Annotated in this window: 13 protein-coding genes; 8 read left to right on the top strand and 5 right to left on the bottom strand. The window is 61.1% G+C overall.

The annotated features are described in order from the left end of the window. The first annotated feature begins 5 nt into the window (after positions 1-5). Entirely contained in the window at positions 6-2,105 is a 2,100-nt protein-coding gene (gene pta / locus ACA046_RS04890) for a phosphate acetyltransferase (RefSeq protein ID WP_459026124.1), read from the top strand. Beyond that, positions 2,106-2,999, top strand: coding sequence for a 1-acylglycerol-3-phosphate O-acyltransferase, YihG family (yihG, locus tag ACA046_RS04885; RefSeq protein ID WP_076014989.1), 894 nt, complete (start codon positions 2,106-2,108; stop codon positions 2,997-2,999). A 174-nt stretch (positions 3,000-3,173) separates the two neighbouring features. Here the strand turns inward: yihG and cysN are convergent, their stop codons facing one another. The 3 genes from cysN to ACA046_RS04870 form a co-directional block, all read right to left on the bottom strand. Next, positions 3,174-5,072, bottom strand: coding sequence for a sulfate adenylyltransferase subunit CysN (gene cysN / locus ACA046_RS04880; protein ID WP_497676026.1), 1,899 nt, complete (start codon positions 5,070-5,072; stop codon positions 3,174-3,176). Between the two features lie 9 nt (positions 5,073-5,081). Further along, positions 5,082-5,999 (bottom strand): sulfate adenylyltransferase subunit CysD, encoded by a 918-nt coding sequence (cysD, locus tag ACA046_RS04875; RefSeq protein ID WP_016971196.1) that lies wholly within the window; start codon positions 5,997-5,999, stop codon positions 5,082-5,084. A 277-nt stretch (positions 6,000-6,276) separates the two neighbouring features. After that, complete coding sequence (locus ACA046_RS04870; protein ID WP_459026119.1) at positions 6,277-7,035, bottom strand: Nif3-like dinuclear metal center hexameric protein; 759 nt, start codon at positions 7,033-7,035, stop codon at positions 6,277-6,279. A 102-nt stretch (positions 7,036-7,137) separates the two neighbouring features. Here ACA046_RS04870 and algW point away from each other — a divergent pair, with 102 nt between their 5' ends. The 3 genes from algW (at position 7,138) to ACA046_RS04855 (ending at position 11,244) form a co-directional block, all read left to right on the top strand. After that, the gene (gene algW / locus ACA046_RS04865; protein WP_017476007.1) at positions 7,138-8,292 is read left to right on the top strand and encodes a Do family serine endopeptidase AlgW; all 1,155 of its coding nucleotides are present in this window, start codon (positions 7,138-7,140) and stop codon (positions 8,290-8,292) included. Positions 8,293-8,400: 108 nt separating this feature from the next. Next, the gene (locus ACA046_RS04860) at positions 8,401-10,512 is read left to right on the top strand and encodes a TonB-dependent siderophore receptor (protein ID WP_497676025.1); all 2,112 of its coding nucleotides are present in this window, start codon (positions 8,401-8,403) and stop codon (positions 10,510-10,512) included. A 12-nt stretch (positions 10,513-10,524) separates the two neighbouring features. After that, the gene (locus tag ACA046_RS04855) at positions 10,525-11,244 is read left to right on the top strand and encodes a DUF4198 domain-containing protein (protein ID WP_459026114.1); all 720 of its coding nucleotides are present in this window, start codon (positions 10,525-10,527) and stop codon (positions 11,242-11,244) included. 140 nt (positions 11,245-11,384) lie between these two features. Here ACA046_RS04855 and hemH read toward each other — a convergent pair whose 3' ends face one another. Next, positions 11,385-12,410: a ferrochelatase gene (gene hemH / locus ACA046_RS04850; protein WP_497676024.1), complete on the bottom strand. Its 1,026-nt coding sequence runs from the start codon at positions 12,408-12,410 to the stop codon at positions 11,385-11,387. Positions 12,411-12,424: 14 nt separating this feature from the next. Further along, entirely contained in the window at positions 12,425-13,324 is a 900-nt protein-coding gene (locus ACA046_RS04845) for a TIGR01777 family oxidoreductase (RefSeq protein WP_459026110.1), read from the bottom strand. Between the two features lie 209 nt (positions 13,325-13,533). Here ACA046_RS04845 and ACA046_RS04840 point away from each other — a divergent pair, with 209 nt between their 5' ends. From ACA046_RS04840 to ACA046_RS04830, 3 genes are all read left to right on the top strand, one after another. Beyond that, positions 13,534-14,520 (top strand): NAD(P)/FAD-dependent oxidoreductase, encoded by a 987-nt coding sequence (locus ACA046_RS04840; protein ID WP_076014983.1) that lies wholly within the window; start codon positions 13,534-13,536, stop codon positions 14,518-14,520. Next, complete coding sequence (locus tag ACA046_RS04835) at positions 14,517-14,732, top strand: TIGR02450 family Trp-rich protein (RefSeq protein ID WP_497676023.1); 216 nt, start codon at positions 14,517-14,519, stop codon at positions 14,730-14,732. Before ACA046_RS04840 ends, ACA046_RS04835 begins: the two co-directional genes overlap by 4 nt. Positions 14,733-14,844: 112 nt before the next feature. Beyond that, positions 14,845-15,816: a YbgA family protein gene (locus ACA046_RS04830; protein ID WP_256576889.1), complete on the top strand. Its 972-nt coding sequence runs from the start codon at positions 14,845-14,847 to the stop codon at positions 15,814-15,816.

The following is a 15,816-nucleotide window of genomic DNA, read 5'->3' as shown; positions in this document are numbered from 1 at the left end:
TTCGCATGCAGACTTTTTTTATCGCGCCCACCGATTTTGGTGTGGGTCTGACCTCCATCAGCCTTGGGCTGGTGCGTACCCTTGAACGGGCCGGGCTGAAAGTCGGCTTCTTCAAACCGATTGCCCAGCCACATCCCGGCGACACCGGCCCCGAGCGCTCCACCGAACTGGTGGCCCGTACCCACGGCCTGAAACCGCCCCAGCCCTTGGGCCTGGCCCATGTAGAGCGGATGCTCGGCGACGGCCAGCTGGATGAACTGCTGGAAGAAATCATCACCCTTTACCAACAAGCTGCCGTGGGCAAAGACGTGCTGATTGTCGAAGGCATGGTGCCAACCCGCAGCGCCAGCTATGCGGCCCGGGTCAACCTGCACCTGGCCAAGAGCCTGGACGCCGAAGTGATCCTGGTCTCGGCCCCGGAAAACGAAGTGCTCACCGAACTCTCCGGCCGCGTGGAATTGCAGGCCCAGTTGTTCGGCGGCCCGAAAGATCCAAAAGTGTTGGGCGTGATCCTCAACAAGGTGCGCACCGACGAAAGCATGGACGCGTTCTCGGCGCGCCTCAAAGAGCATTCGCCGTTGTTGCGCAGTGGCGATTTCCGCCTGTTGGGCTGCATCCCGTACCAGCCGGAACTCAACGCCCCGCGCACCCGCGACGTGGCCGACCTGATGGGCGCGCAAATCCTCAACGCCGGTGACTACGAAACCCGGCGCATGACCAAAATCATCATCTGTGCCCGCACCATGCGCAACACCGTGGAGCTGCTCAAGCCCGGCGTATTGGTGGTGACCCCCGGTGACCGCGACGACATCATCCTCGCCGTCAGCCTGGCCGCCATCAACGGCGTGCCGTTGGCCGGCCTGCTGCTGACCAGTGACACCCTGCCCGACCCACGGATCATGGACCTGTGCCGGGGCGCGTTCCAGGCCGGGCTGCCGGTATTGTCGGTGAGCACCGGCTCCTACGACACCGCCAACCAGCTCAACAGCCTGAACAAGGAAATCCCGATTGATGACCGCGAACGTGCGGAGATCATCACCGATTTCGTCGCCAGCCACCTCGACGCTCGCTGGCTGCACCAACGCTGCGGCACGCCGCGGGAGATGCGCCTGTCGCCGGCGGTGTTCCGCTATCAATTGATCCAGCGCGCCCAGGCTGCCAACAAGCGCATCGTTTTGCCGGAAGGCAGCGAGCCGCTGACCGTGCAGGCTGCCGCCATCTGCCAGGCACGCGGGATTGCCCGTTGCGTACTGCTGGCCAAGCCGGCGGACGTGGAAGCGGTGGCCCGCGCCCATGGCATCGAGCTGCCCGAAGGCCTGGAGATTCTCGACCCGGACTTGATTCGCCAGCGCTACGTGGAGCCGATGGTGGCCCTGCGCAAAACCAAAAGCCTCAACGCGCCGATGGCCGAGCAGCAGCTGGAAGACACAGTGGTGATCGCCACCATGATGCTCGCCCTGGATGAAGTCGATGGCCTGGTCTCTGGCGTGATCCACTCCACCGCCAACACGATTCGCCCGGCCCTCCAACTGATCAAGACCGCGCCGGGCTGCACCCTGGTCTCGTCGGTGTTCTTCATGCTGTTCCCGGAGCAAGTGCTGGTGTACGGCGACTGCGTGATGAACCCGCACCCAAGTGCCGCAGAGCTGGCGGAAATCGCCCTGCAAAGCGCCGACTCGGCCGCCGCGTTCGGCATCACGCCACGGGTGGCGATGATCAGTTATTCCAGCGGTGATTCCGCCACGGGCGAAGAAGTCGAGAAAGTCCGCGAAGCCACCCTGCTCGCCCACGAAGCCCAAAGCTCGCTGCTGATCGACGGCCCGTTGCAGTACGACGCTGCTGCCAACGAAACTGTGGCCCGGCAACTGGCGCCTAACAGCCTGGTGGCGGGCAAGGCCACGGTGTTCGTGTTCCCTGACCTCAACACCGGCAACACCACCCACAAGGCCGTGCAGCGCAGTGCCGATTGCGTGAGCCTGGGGCCGATGCTGCAAGGCCTGCGCAAACCGGTGAACGACCTGCCCCGTGGGGCGCAGGTGGACGACATCGTGTACACCATCGCATTGACCGCGATTCAAGCCGCCAACCGACCTATGGATGTCTAAATGCTGGATTTTCTACCTGCTGCCGTGCGCGGGGTGATCGCCTCGCTGTTGCTGGCGTTGAACACGATCCTGCTGTGCTCGTTCCTGTTTATCGTGGCGCTGTTCAAGGCGCTGCCGTTTGCCAAGCGCTTCAGCGAATGGCTGATGAACCAGACCCACGAGGCCTGGATCAGCAACAACAAGGCCTGGATGAACCTGGTATGTCGCACCCGCTGGCACTTGAAGGGCCTGGAAGGCCTCGACTATGAGCACTCGTACCTGGTGACCAGTAACCACCAGAGCTGGGTCGATATCATGGTGCTGCAATACGTGCTCAACCGGCGTATTCGACCGCTGAAGTTCTTCCTCAAGCAAGAGCTGATCTGGGTCCCGGTGATCGGCCTGGCGTGGTGGACACTGGGCTTCCCGTTCATGAAGCGCTACACCAAGGCGTACCTGGAAAAGCACCCGGAGAAGAAAGGCAAAGACCTGGAAACCACCCGCAAGACCTGCGCGAAGTTTCGCCACAACCCGGTGGGCATTTTCAACTTTGCCGAAGGCACGCGGTTTACCCCCGGCAAGCATGCACAGCAGAAGTCACCGTTTCGTTATCTGCTCAAGCCGAAGGCCGGTGGTATCGCGTTTGTGCTGGATGCCATGGGTGAACAGCTGAAGTCGCTGGTGAACGTGACCATTCACTATCCTGGTGGGCGCCCCGGTTATTGGGATTTGCTGTGTGGGAATGTGAAGGAGGTTGTCGTGCAGTTTGAGGAAGTGCAGATTCCGGCCGAATTCATCGGCAAGAATTATGAGCAGGATGGGGAATATCGGTTGGCGTTCCAGGGTTGGATCAACCGGTTGTGGGAAGAGAAGGATGTGTTGCTGGAACAGCTTCACCGCGACTTTCCTGCTTGACAGCTGTAGGGGCGAGCTTGTTCGCGAAGGTCGTTAACGATGACGTTGGCATCCTGATTCAACGCGGCGCACTCAGGTTTTTCGCGAGCAAGCTCGCTCCTACAGAGATCACGGTTCGCATGAAAAAGCCCGCCACCGAGTGATCGGTGGCGGGCTTTTTTGTGCGCGTGACGCTTAGATCGCGCCGCGCTGGCGCAGCAGTTCCAGCACTTGCTTGACGCTCTCTTCCAGCGACAACGCCTGGGTGTCGATCACCAGATCAGCATTCAACGGCACGTCATACGGGAAGGACTCACCCGGGATGTTATCCCCGCCCGCTGCGTACAGCCCTTGCGGATCCCGCTCGGCACACACCAGCGGCGAAGCCTGCACGTAGACGGTCAGCAAACGATCACCGCCGATCAGCGCCTTGGCCTGTTCACGCCCTTCGGCATCCGGGGCAACGAACGCTGCCAGAGTCAGCAAGCCCGCTTCGTTGAACTGACGCGCCACATGCGCGGCACGGCGCCAGTTCTCGGTGCGCCCGGCACGGTCCTGCGGCAGGCCCTTGTTCAGGTCATGGCGCAGGTTCTGGCCATCCAGCACAAACACTGCACGGCCCATGTCGAACAGCTTGCGTTCAACCGCATAGGCCAGGGTGCTTTTGCCGGCGCCCGACAAGCCGCTGAACAACACGGTTGCCGGTTGCTGGCCGAAGCGCTGGGCGCGTTCTTCGGTGGCCACGTGAGCCAACTTGCCATGCTGCGCCGCGCTGCCGTGAGTCACCGGCGGCGCGATGATCATGCCGGCTGCCACGGTGCCGTTGGTCAAGCGGTCGATGACGATAAACGAACCGGTGGTGCGGTTGCTCGCGTAACCGTCCAGGGCGATGACCGTGTCGAGGCTGACCTTGACCCGGCCGATCTCGTTCAACTGCAAGGCGCTCGCCGGGCCTTCTTCCAGGGTGTTCACATCGACGCGATGCACGATGCTGGTGATGGAACCCGGCACGTAGCTGGTGGCGCGCTTGATGTCGTATTTCTTGCCCGGCAGCATCGGCTCTTCAGCCATCCACACCAGCATGGCGTCGAAGGCGTCGGTCACTTGCGGCACGTTGTCGGCATGTACCAGCAAGTCGCCACGGGAGATGTCGATCTCGTCTTCCATGGTCAGGGTCACGGCCTGGCCTGGGCCGGCGTTTTCCAGCTCGCCTTCAAAGGTGACGATGGATTTGACGCGGCTGCTCTTGCCCGACGGCAGCACCACGATTTCGTCGCCCTTGTGCACGATGCCGCTGGCCAGGGTGCCGGCGAAACCACGGAAGTTCAGGTTCGGACGGTTGACGTACTGCACCGGGAAACGCAGGTCGGTGTAGTTGCGGTCGTTGGCGATCTCGACGGTTTCGAGAATTTCCATCAGCGACTGGCCGGTGTACCAAGGCGAACGCTCGCTCTTGTTCACCACGTTGTCGCCCTTGAGCGCCGACATCGGCACGAATGTCAGGGTGCTCGGTTTGAACGCGATACCGTCGGCAAACTTCAGGTAATCGGCCTTGATCGACTCGAACACACTTTGGTCAAAGCCGTTGATGTCCATCTTGTTGACGGCCACCACGATGTGTTTGATCCCCAGCAATGAGGCGATAAAACTGTGGCGACGGGTCTGGGTCTGCACGCCGTAGCGGGCGTCGATCAGGATGATCGCCAGGTCACAGGTGGAGGCACCGGTGGCCATGTTGCGGGTGTACTGCTCATGGCCGGGGGTGTCGGCAATGATGAATTTGCGCTTGGCGGTGGAGAAGTAGCGGTAGGCAACATCGATGGTGATGCCCTGCTCGCGCTCGGCCTGCAGGCCGTCGACCAGCAAGGCCAGGTCGATGTCATCGCCGGTGGTGCCGGACTTCTTCGAATCGCGGGTGATGGCTTCCAGATGGTCTTCATAGATCATCTTGGAGTCGTGCAGCAGGCGCCCGATCAGGGTGCTCTTGCCGTCATCGACGTTGCCACAGGTCAGGAAGCGCAACATTTCCTTGCGCTCGTGCTGGCCCAGGTAGGCGAGGATGTCCTCGCTGATCAAATCAGATACGTGCGACATGACAGCCCCTTAGAAATAGCCTTGACGTTTTTTATCTTCCATCGAGCCTGCGCCATCGTGGTCGATGACCCGGCCCTGGCGCTCGGAAGTTCGCGTCAGGAGCATTTCCTGAATGATGTCCGTCAGCGTCTCGGCTTCGGACTCCACCGCGCCCGTCAACGGGTAGCAGCCAAGGGTACGGAAACGTACTTTCTTTTTGACGATTCGGGCTTTGTCTTCGTCGGACAGGTGCTCGAGGATGCGGTCGTCGTCGATCATGATCAACGTGCCGTTCTTCTCGATCACTTCGCGCTCGGCGGCGAAGTACAGCGGAACAATCGGGATGCCTTCCAGGTAGATGTACTGCCAGATGTCCAGCTCGGTCCAGTTGGACAGCGGGAACACACGGATCGACTCGCCCTTGTTGACGTTGCCGTTGTAGACGTTCCACAGCTCGGGACGCTGGTTTTTCGGGTCCCAGCGGTGCTTGCTGTCGCGGAACGAGTACACGCGCTCTTTGGCGCGGGATTTCTCTTCATCGCGACGGGCACCGCCGAATGCGGCGTCGAAACCATGCTTGTCCAGAGCCTGCTTGAGGCCTTCGGTCTTCATGATGTCGGTGTGCTTGGCGCTGCCGTGGGTGAACGGGTTGATGTTCTGCGCCACGCCATCGGGGTTGATATGGGTGATCAGGTCCAGGCCCAGTTCTTCGACCATCTTGTCGCGGAACTTGTACATCTCCTGGAATTTCCAGCGGGTGTCGACGTGCATCACCGGAAACGGCAGCTTGCCCGGGAAAAATGCCTTGCGTGCCAGGTGCAGCATCACGGCGGAGTCTTTACCGATCGAGTAGAGCATCACCGGGTTATCGAACTCGGCGGCGACCTCGCGGATGATGTGGATGCTTTCCGCCTCCAGCTGTTTCAGATGCGTCAGTTTGTCGACCATGGCTACTCACGGAAAAACGATCTTATGGACGGCCAGCGGGCCGTGTTCGAGCGGGGCATGCTAGCACAGCACCTGATTCTATTGAGGGCGCCGGCTAGATCGAAACGGTATATCAATATACCGCCCGGTTTGGCTGAAACCTCCCCTCCCCGTAGCAGCTGTCGAGCGCCAGCGAGGCTGCGTCGGGCGCGCCTCGGTATGGCGCCTGGTTCGGGATTGGCGGTGCTGCCGACGCAGCCTCGCTGGCGCTCGACAGTTGCTACGGAGGTGGGTGCTCTTATATGGGGTTTGGGCAATCGATAAAGAGATGTTCGAGGGCGAAGCGTCGCGCCAGGTAATCACCCAACGCTTGTACACCATACCGTTCGGTGGCGTGATGCCCGGCCGCTATGAAGCTGATGTCGTTTTCCCGGGCGCTGTGGAAGGTCTGCTCCGAAGCTTCGCCGCTCAGGTACAGGTCGACCCCGGCCAGCACCGCCTGGTCGATGTAGCCCTGGCCACCACCGGTGCACCAGCCCACGCGGCGGATCATCTCGCTGCCTTCGATCAGCAGCGGTTCACGGCCCATGGCTTCCTGCACGCGGCGGGCGAAGTCGCGGGGCGACATCGGCTCCGCCAGGGAACCCACCAGGCCGACGACTTTGAGGTTGTCCGGGTCCAGTGGGCCTTCGACGGTGATGTCCAGTTGCCGGGCAAGTTGCACGTTGTTGCCGACCTCCGGGTGCAGATCCAAGGGCAAGTGGTAGGCCAGCAGGCTGATGTCGTGCTTGAGCAGGGTTTTCAGGCGGCGCTGCTTCATGCCGGTGATGCACGGGCTTTCGCCTTTCCAGAAGTAACCGTGGTGCACCAGCACCAGGTCGGCCTGGGCTTCGACGGCAGCGTCCAGCAATGCCTGGCTGGCGGTCACCCCGCTGACGATGCGCAGCACCTGCGGCCGGCCCTCGACCTGCAGGCCGTTGGGGCAGTAATCGGCGATTTTTGCACTATTAAGGTAGCGGTCCGCTTCCTCGACTAAGGTGCTCAGGGCGACGGCCATAAAAGACTCCTAAATATCCCGTTCAGAGGCGCTCACGGCCTCGTATAATGCGCGACATTATGGGCGCTCTCCCGCCCCCTGCAACCCGTCAGGATTTTCTTAATGCTCAAGGCACTGCGTTTTTTTGGATGGCCATTGTTGGCTGGCGTGCTGATCGCGATGCTGATTATTCAGCGTTATCCACAACTGGTCGGCCTGCCGACCCTCGATGTCAACCTGCAACAGGCACCGCAAACCAGCGCGGTGGTACAAGGCCCGGTGACTTATGCCGATGCGGTGGTGATCGCGGCGCCCGCCGTGGTGAACCTGTACACCACCAAAGTCATCAACAAACCGGCGCATCCGCTGTTTGAAGACCCGCAATTCCGGCGCTTCTTTGGCGACAACTCACCCAAGCAGCGTCGCATGGAATCCAGCCTCGGCTCCGGCGTGATCATGAGCCCCGAAGGCTACATCCTCACCAATAACCACGTGACCACCGGCGCCGACCAGATTGTCGTGGCCCTGCGTGATGGCCGGGAAACCCTGGCCCGGGTGGTCGGCAGCGACCCGGAAACCGACCTCGCCGTCCTGAAAATCGATTTGAAAAACCTGCCCTCGATTACCATCGGCCGCTCCGAAGGCTTGCGCGTAGGTGACGTGGCGCTGGCCATCGGCAACCCGTTCGGGGTCGGCCAGACCGTGACCATGGGCATCATCAGCGCCACCGGGCGTAACCAGTTGGGCCTCAACAGCTACGAAGACTTTATCCAGACCGACGCGGCGATCAACCCGGGCAACTCCGGCGGCGCGCTGGTGGATGCCAACGGCAACCTGACCGGCATCAACACCGCGATCTTCTCCAAGTCCGGCGGCTCCCAGGGCATCGGCTTCGCCATCCCGGTAAAACTCGCCACTGAAGTGATGAAGTCGATCATCGAGCATGGCCAGGTGATTCGTGGCTGGCTGGGGATTGAAGTCCAACCGCTGACCAAGGAACTGGCCGAGTCGTTTGGCCTGACCGGGCGCCCTGGCATCGTGGTCGCCGGGATCTTCCGCGACGGCCCGGCGCAGAAAGCCGGCCTGCAACTGGGAGATGTGATCCTCAGCATCGACGGCGAGCCGGCCGGTGATGGCCGCAAGTCGATGAACCAGGTGGCGCGGATCAAGCCGACCGACAAGGTCGCGATCCAGGTGATGCGCAACGGTAAGGAAATCAAGCTGTCGGCAGAAATCGGCCTGCGTCCGCCGCCGGCGCCGGTGAAAGAAGAGGAATAACCTGGGAAGGAGCCCGTTCGAGGGCTCCTGTTACCTAATGTTTCGGAAGAAAATTACTCTCAATAGAGATGTTATATTGTTTCAATATCGCTATTGGAACGTTCTATCATGCCGTCTCGAAGATTTGCCCCACTGGCGGGAATCGCCCTGGGTTTGCTGGTGGACCCCGCCTACGCCGAAGACACTGCCACCTTAGAACTGGAGGCTACCCGCATCACCAGTGAGGCGTATGAATCCGCCACTGGCCCCGTCAAAGGCTATCGCGCCACCCGCTCTGCCAGCGCTACCAAAACCGACACCGCCCTGCGAGACATCCCACAATCCATCAGCGTGATTCCCGCCTCGGTGCTCACGGACCTGGGCAGCACCAACGTCGAGCGCGCCCTGGAATTTGCCGGCGGCGTATCCAGACAGAACAACTTCGGCGGCCTGACGCTTTACGAATACAGTGTTCGCGGCTTCACCACCTCTGAGTTTTACGTGGACGGTTTCAGCGCCAACCGCGGTTACCCGAGCACGCCGGATGCGGCCAATATCGAACGCATCGAAGTGCTCAAGGGCCCCGCCGCCAGCCTGTATGGCCGTGGCGATCCGGGCGGCACGGTGAATATCGTCAGCAAGAAGCCGCAACCCGAAGCCTTCACCACCGTGCAGACCAGCGCCGGCAGTTGGGACCGCTATCGCACTGCGCTGGACGTGAACACGCCGCTCGACAGCGAGGGTAACGTGTTGTCACGGGTGAACCTGGCGCTGGAAGACAACCACAGCTTCCGCGACCACGTGGAGGCCAAACGGGTGTTCGTCGCGCCCTCCATCAGTTGGCAACTGGACCCGGACACCCGCCTGCTGGTGGAAAGCGAATTCGTGCGCCACCGCTCCACCTTCGACCGTGGCATCGTCGCGCCGAACAATCGCTGGAGCGGCGTTTCCCGCTCGACCTTCCTCGGCGAGCCCAACGACGGCGATATCCGCAACCACAACAACCGCCTGCAAGCCACCCTCGAACATCACCTCAACGATGCCTGGCAACTGCGCCTCGCCAGCCACTACAAACAGGGCAGCCTGTGGGGCGACGCTTCGGAAAACCGCCCACTGAGTGCCGACGGCCACACCCTCAACCGTCGCTACCGCGAACGCTCCACCGGTTGGCACGACAGCATCACCCAGCTCGAACTGCGCGGCCGGTTCGACATTGGCAGCTGGCAGCACGAGTTGCTGATCGGCACCGAATACGAGGATTACCGCAAGAAAGAACGGGTGACCGCGATTGCTGGCGGCGACTACACCATCGACATCTATAAGCCGGTCTACGGCAAGCCAAAACCCAACGGCGAACGCTCGGGCACCGACTTTTTCGAACAGGTGAAAAGCCAGGCGCTGAACCTGCAGGACCAGATCATCTTCACCGACCGCCTGCGCGGGATGATCGGCGCGCGCTTCGAACACTTCGAGCAACACACCGACGACTTCGCCCGCAACCACGCCAAAAGCCAGCAGACTCATGACGCCCTGACCCAACGCGCCGGCCTGCTCTATCAGTTGACGCCCGAAGTGGGCCTGTTCGCCAACGCCTCCACCTCGTTCAAACCCAACAATGGCCTGGACGCCGGCGGCAAAACCTTCAAGCCGGAGGAAGGCGTGGGTTATGAAATCGGGATCAAGAGCGAGCTGTTCGACGACCGCCTGAGCACCACCCTCGCCGCCTTCCATATCGAGAAGGAAAATGTCCTGACCAAAGACCCGGCCACCGACATGCAGCGGGCCATGGGCAAGGCACGCAGCCAGGGTTTTGACCTGCAACTGACCGGGCAAGTGACTGACGCGATACGGGTCATCGGCGCTTTTGCCTACATCGACGCCGAAGTGACTAAAGGTGACAAAGACATCCCCGCGGGCAGCCGAATTCTCGGCGTGGCCAAACGGAGCGGCAGTTTACTCGGGGTGTATGAATTCCAGGACGGCCTGTTGCGTGGCTCCGACCTCGGTGCGGCCTTTACCTACGTCGGCGACCGCTCCGGCGAAGCCGGCAAAAGCTTTGAATTGCCGGCCTACCATACCGTCGATTTGCTGGCCCATTACAAGGCCAGCGACAACGTCACCGTGGGCCTGAACCTCAACAACCTGTTCGATGAAAAGTACTACGAGCGCTCCTACAGCAATTACTGGGTCAACCACGGCGAGCCGCGCAATTTCACCGTCAGCCTGACCCTCAACCTGTAAAAGGACGTCTCCATGCAAGCCTTCAAATCCCTGGCCGTGCTCGGCCTGTTGTTTGCCACCCAAGTCTCGGCCCACGGGCTGTGGACCGAACAACGGCGCGGCAATATCGAAGTGATCTACGGCCACGGCGCCGAAGACAACGCGTTCAAGGCGCAGAAAATCAGCGGCGCCTGGGCCTATGACGCCAGCGGCAAAATGATCCCGGTGACCGTGGAACGCCTGCCCGACCATGCACGCCTGAAGCCGCTCAAATCGCCGGTTGTCCTGGCCGTGGCGCTGGATAACGGCATGTGGTCACAGACGGCTGATAAGAAATGGATCAACGAGGGCCGCAGCAAAGTGCCGGGGGCGATTGAGTCGACCCAGACCTTCAAGTACAGCCTGGCGATCTACCAGCCGGGAGCAAAGTTGCCGAAGCTGGATCAGATCAAACTGCTGATCTTGCCGGAAGTTGATCCGCTGACCGTAGGCCCGGGTAAATCACTGCCCGTACGGGTGCTGCTGGATGGCAAGCCAGCGGCAGGAATCAAGCTGATCGGGGACTATCGCAATGCACCGAACACCTTGAGCACCGAGACCGATAAAGACGGTCGCGCCCAGGTGATGGTGAGGAATGAAGGATTGAATGTGATTGCCGCGCAGGTGGAGATCCCGCTTAAAGACAATGCTGATGTAGCGACTCGCGGACTGTTCAGTTCCCTGACCTTCCTGGGCGAGCCGCATCACGAGTAACCCCGAAAACTCAGAGTGGGCACAGTCAATGTGGGAGCGGGCTTGCTCGCGAAGGCGGTGGGTCAGTCGCCATCTTCATTAACTGACCCACCGTATTCGCGAGCAAGCCCGCTCCCACATTCAGTCCTCACTCGGCTTGATTACAGTGCAACCGGCGCTCTTTCACACAGGGTATTAAGCGCCGCCGCCCACTGCGGGTCATCATTCAGGCAAGGCACCAATACCAGCTCCTCGCCCCCCGCCTCGCGGAATTGTTCCAGGCCGCGATCGCCGATCTCTTCCAGCGTCTCGATGCAGTCCGCGACAAACGCCGGGCACATCACCAGCAACTTCTTCACGCCTTGTTGAGCCAACGCTTCAAGGCGCGCCTCGGTGTAGGGTTCGATCCACTTGGCCCGGCCCAACCGCGACTGGAACGCCACCGACCATTTGCCATCTGGCAACCCCAGGCGCTCCGCGAAGTCCCGCGCAACGCTGAAGCACTGCGCGCGATAACACGTGGCAAGCACCTCGGGTGAGGCGTTCTGGCAGCAGTTGGCGTCCTTGAAACAGTGTTGCCCGGTAGGGTCGAGCTTTTTCAGGTGACGCTCGGGCAATCCATGAAAGCTCAGCAGCAGGTGATCGAAATCCTGCTCCACATAGGCCCTGGCACTGTTGGCCAAGGCATCGAGGTATTCCGGCTCATCGTAGAACGGCTGCAGAATCGAAAACTCGATCGCCAGCTTTTTGTCCCGCACCACGCGTCGGGCTTCTTCGATCACCGTGGTCACGGTGCTGTCTGCAAATTGCGGGTACAACGGCGCGAGGGTGACTTTCTTGATGCCCTGGGACGCCAGGCGCGTCAGTACGCTTTCAATCGACGGCTCGCCATAACGCATTGCCAGTTCCACCGGCCCTTGGGTCCATTGCGCGGTCATCTGTTGTTGCAGGCGGCGGCTGAGGACGACCAGCGGCGAGCCTTCGTCCCACCAGATCGAGGCGTAGGCATGGGCCGACTGCTCGGGGCGTTTGATCAGGATCAGCGACACCAGCAAGCGCCGCACCGGCCACGGCAGGTCGATGACGTAAGGGTCCATCAGGAATTGATTAAGGTAGCTGCGCACATCCGCCACCGAAGTGGACGCCGGTGAACCCAGGTTGACCAGTAACAACGCGTGATCCGTCATGCAACATCCTATCTCTAGAGGCGGCTGGACAAGTCGTCCAGGGCCGCGTGCAACTCAGTAAACTGAAAAGTGAAACCGGCGGCCAGCAGCCGCTGCGGCAACGCCCGCTGGCCACCCAGCAACAAACCGGACAGCTCACCCAGGCCAATGCGCAAGGCAAACGCCGGCATGGGCATGAACGCCGGGCGGTGCAGGACCTTGCCCAGGGTCTTGGCGAATTCGAGGTTGCGCACCGGGTGTGGCGCACAGGCATTATAAGGACCGCTGGCGCCTTCCTTGTGCAGAAGAAAATCAATCAGGGCGATTTGATCCTTTATATGGACCCACGGCATCCACTGCCGACCATTGCCGATCGGCCCGCCCAGCGCCAGTTTGAACGGCAATAACAGCCGCGACAAAAAGCCGCCCTCGGCCGCCAGCACCAGCCCGGTACGCACCAGGACTACGCGGATACCCAATGCCTCGGCGCGCTGGGCGGTTTCTTCCCAGGCGATAGAGAGCTGGCTGGCGAAATCGTCCTGTACCGGGCCGCTGTCTTCGGTCAGCTCACGCTCGCCGCCGTCGCCATACCAGCCCACCGCAGAACCGGAGATCAATACCGCCGGTTTTTGCTCAAGCCCCTCAAACCAGGCCAGTAACGTTTCGGTGAGGCCGATGCGGCTGCTCCACAGCAGCGCCTTTCGCTTATGCGTCCAGGGCCGATCGGCAATCGGCGCGCCGGCCAGGTTGACCACCGCGTCCACCGCCTCGTTTATGTCTTGCAGGCGAGCCACGCCGCGCACTTGGGCGCCACACAACTTGGCCACTTGTTCGGGGTGACGGCTCCAGACCGTAAGGCGATGGCCCTGGGTAAGCCAGTATTGGCAAAGTTGGCGGCCGATCAAACCCGTACCGCCGGTCAGCAAAATGTGCATGAGTTGTTCCTCGTGTAACGTTCGCCGACCACCGTTAGTCTATTTTATAGACAGGGATGTTCTAATCGGGCGCAACGGTGGTTAAACCCTCAGGGTTAACCATAGGTCACGCCAAACGATCAGGTACGCCAAAACTTATACCAAAAAACAATATTGTACAGCTATTGGTGTCGGCGTAGTCTGTACCCAACGGTAAAACGAGGCCTCCCATGACTGTTCCCATCGCGATCATAGGCACCGGCATCGCCGGTCTCTCCGCCGCCCGAGCGTTAAAAGACGCGGGGCACGTTGTACAACTCTTCGATAAAAGCCGTGGCAGTGGCGGTCGTATGTCCAGCAAGCGCAGCGATGCGGGGGCACTGGACATGGGCGCGCAGTACTTCACCGCCCGCGACCGGCGCTTCGTCAACGAGGTGCAACGCTGGCAGGCCGATGGTTGTGCCGAGCAATGGAAGCCGCAGCTGTACAACTTCAAGTCCGGGCAACTGACGCCCTCCCCCGATGAACAGATCCGCTGGGTCGGCACGCCGCGCATGAGTGCGATCACCCGCGCCCTGCTGGATGACTTGCCGGTGCAGTTCGGTTGCCGCATCACCGAAGTGTTCCAGGGCAAACACCACTGGAACCTGCTGGACGCCGACGGCGAAAACCACGGCCCGTTCAGCCACGTGATTATCGCCACGCCGGCGCCCCAAGCCACCGCCCTGTTGGCCGCCGCGCCAAAGCTGGCAAGTGCCGCCGCCGGCGTGAAAATGGACCCAACCTGGGCGGTCGCCCTGGCCTTCGACAAACCGTTGGATACGCCCATGGAAGGCTGCTTCGTGCAGGACAGCCCGCTTGACTGGCTGGCCCGCAACCGCAGCAAACCCGGGCGCGACACCCGCCTCGACACCTGGGTACTGCACGCCACCAGCACCTGGAGCAAGCAACATCTGGACCTGTCCAAGGAAGCGGTGGTCGAGCACTTGCACGGTGCCTTCGCCGAACTTTTGCACAGCGCCATGCCGGCACCGTCCTTCACCCTCGCCCACCGCTGGCTGTATGCGCGGCCGTCCACCAGCCATGAATTTGGCGTGCTGGCCGACGCCGACCTGGGCTTGTACGTGTGCGGCGACTGGTGCCTGTCGGGCCGCGTGGAAGGCGCCTGGCTCAGCGGCCAGGAAGCGGCACGGCGGTTGATCGAGCACCTGCAATGAACCGTATCAATCCCGCCAAGTTGCTGCTGTCGAAGTGGACAGCAGCCCGTCCGCAGCACAAGGAAAAACACTTCCTGGTGACCAAGTTGCTGCGCGACGACGAAGGCGATGTGCAGGAAATCGAACTGGAAGCTGTAATGAGCCATCGGGTTCAGCGCCTGGCTTGGCAAACCCTGCAAAGCGCCGAAGACTGGAAAATTGGTTGGAAATAGCCATCCTGCAAATACCTGTACAAATTATTTGACTTGTACAGCTTAAAACCTATGATGAGATCAAGTTGTACAGAAATTTAACTCTGTACAGGAATTTCACTGAGGTTTGGCCATGTCCAGCACCCTGCCCGCCACCGGAAAACCGAAAATCGCCATCAGCGCCTGCCTGTTGGGCGAGAACGTGCGCTTCAACGGCGGGCACAAACAATCCCAACTGTGCAGCCAGACCCTCGCCGACTATTTCGACTTCGTGCCGCTGTGCCCCGAAGTCGCCATCGGCCTGGGCATTCCCCGCGAGCCGATTCGCCTGGTGGGCGACCCGCTTAATCCCCAAGCTGTCGGCACCGTGCATCGCGAACTCAACGTGACCCAGCCACTGGATGACTACGGCCAACAAATGGCCGCTGAACACACCGATCTCTGCGGTTATATCTTCATGCAGAAATCCCCGTCCTGCGGCCTGGAGCGGGTCAAGGTCTACCAGGACAACGGCATGCCCATCGACGGTGGCGGGCGCGGCATCTACGCCCAAGCGTTTTGCGCACGCCATCCCAACCTGCCGGTGGAAGAAGACGGTCGGCTGAATGACCCGGTGCTGCGGGAAAACTTCCTGACCCGGGTGTTCGTCTACGCCACCTGGCAGCAACTGCTCGCCGAAGGTCTGACCCGTCACCGCCTGCTGGAATTTCACTCACGCTACAAATACCTGCTGATGGCCCACAGCCCGGTGCATTACAAAAGCCTGGGCAACCTGCTGGGCAGCATGCCCAAGGACGTCGACCTCGACGCCTTGGCCGCCGGCTACTTCAGCGAACTGATGAGCGCCCTGACCCAGTGCGCCACACGCGGCACCCACACCAACGTGCTGCAACACATCAGCGGCTACCTGAAGCAAGCCATCAGCGCCGAAGACAAACAGGAAATGCAGACCATCATTAGCCAATACCGCCAGGGCATCGTGCCGCTGGTGGTGCCGCTGACGCTGCTCAAGCACCACTTTCGCCAGCATCCGGACCGCTACATCGCGCAGCAGGCCTACCTGCAACCGCACCCGGAAAACCTCAGCCTGCGTAATGCGATTTAA

This window comes from Pseudomonas sp. LBUM1641 (genome assembly GCF_059716235.1).
Note: the sequence above shows the minus strand (reverse complement) of the source record. Positions and strands in the feature narration are given on the sequence as shown.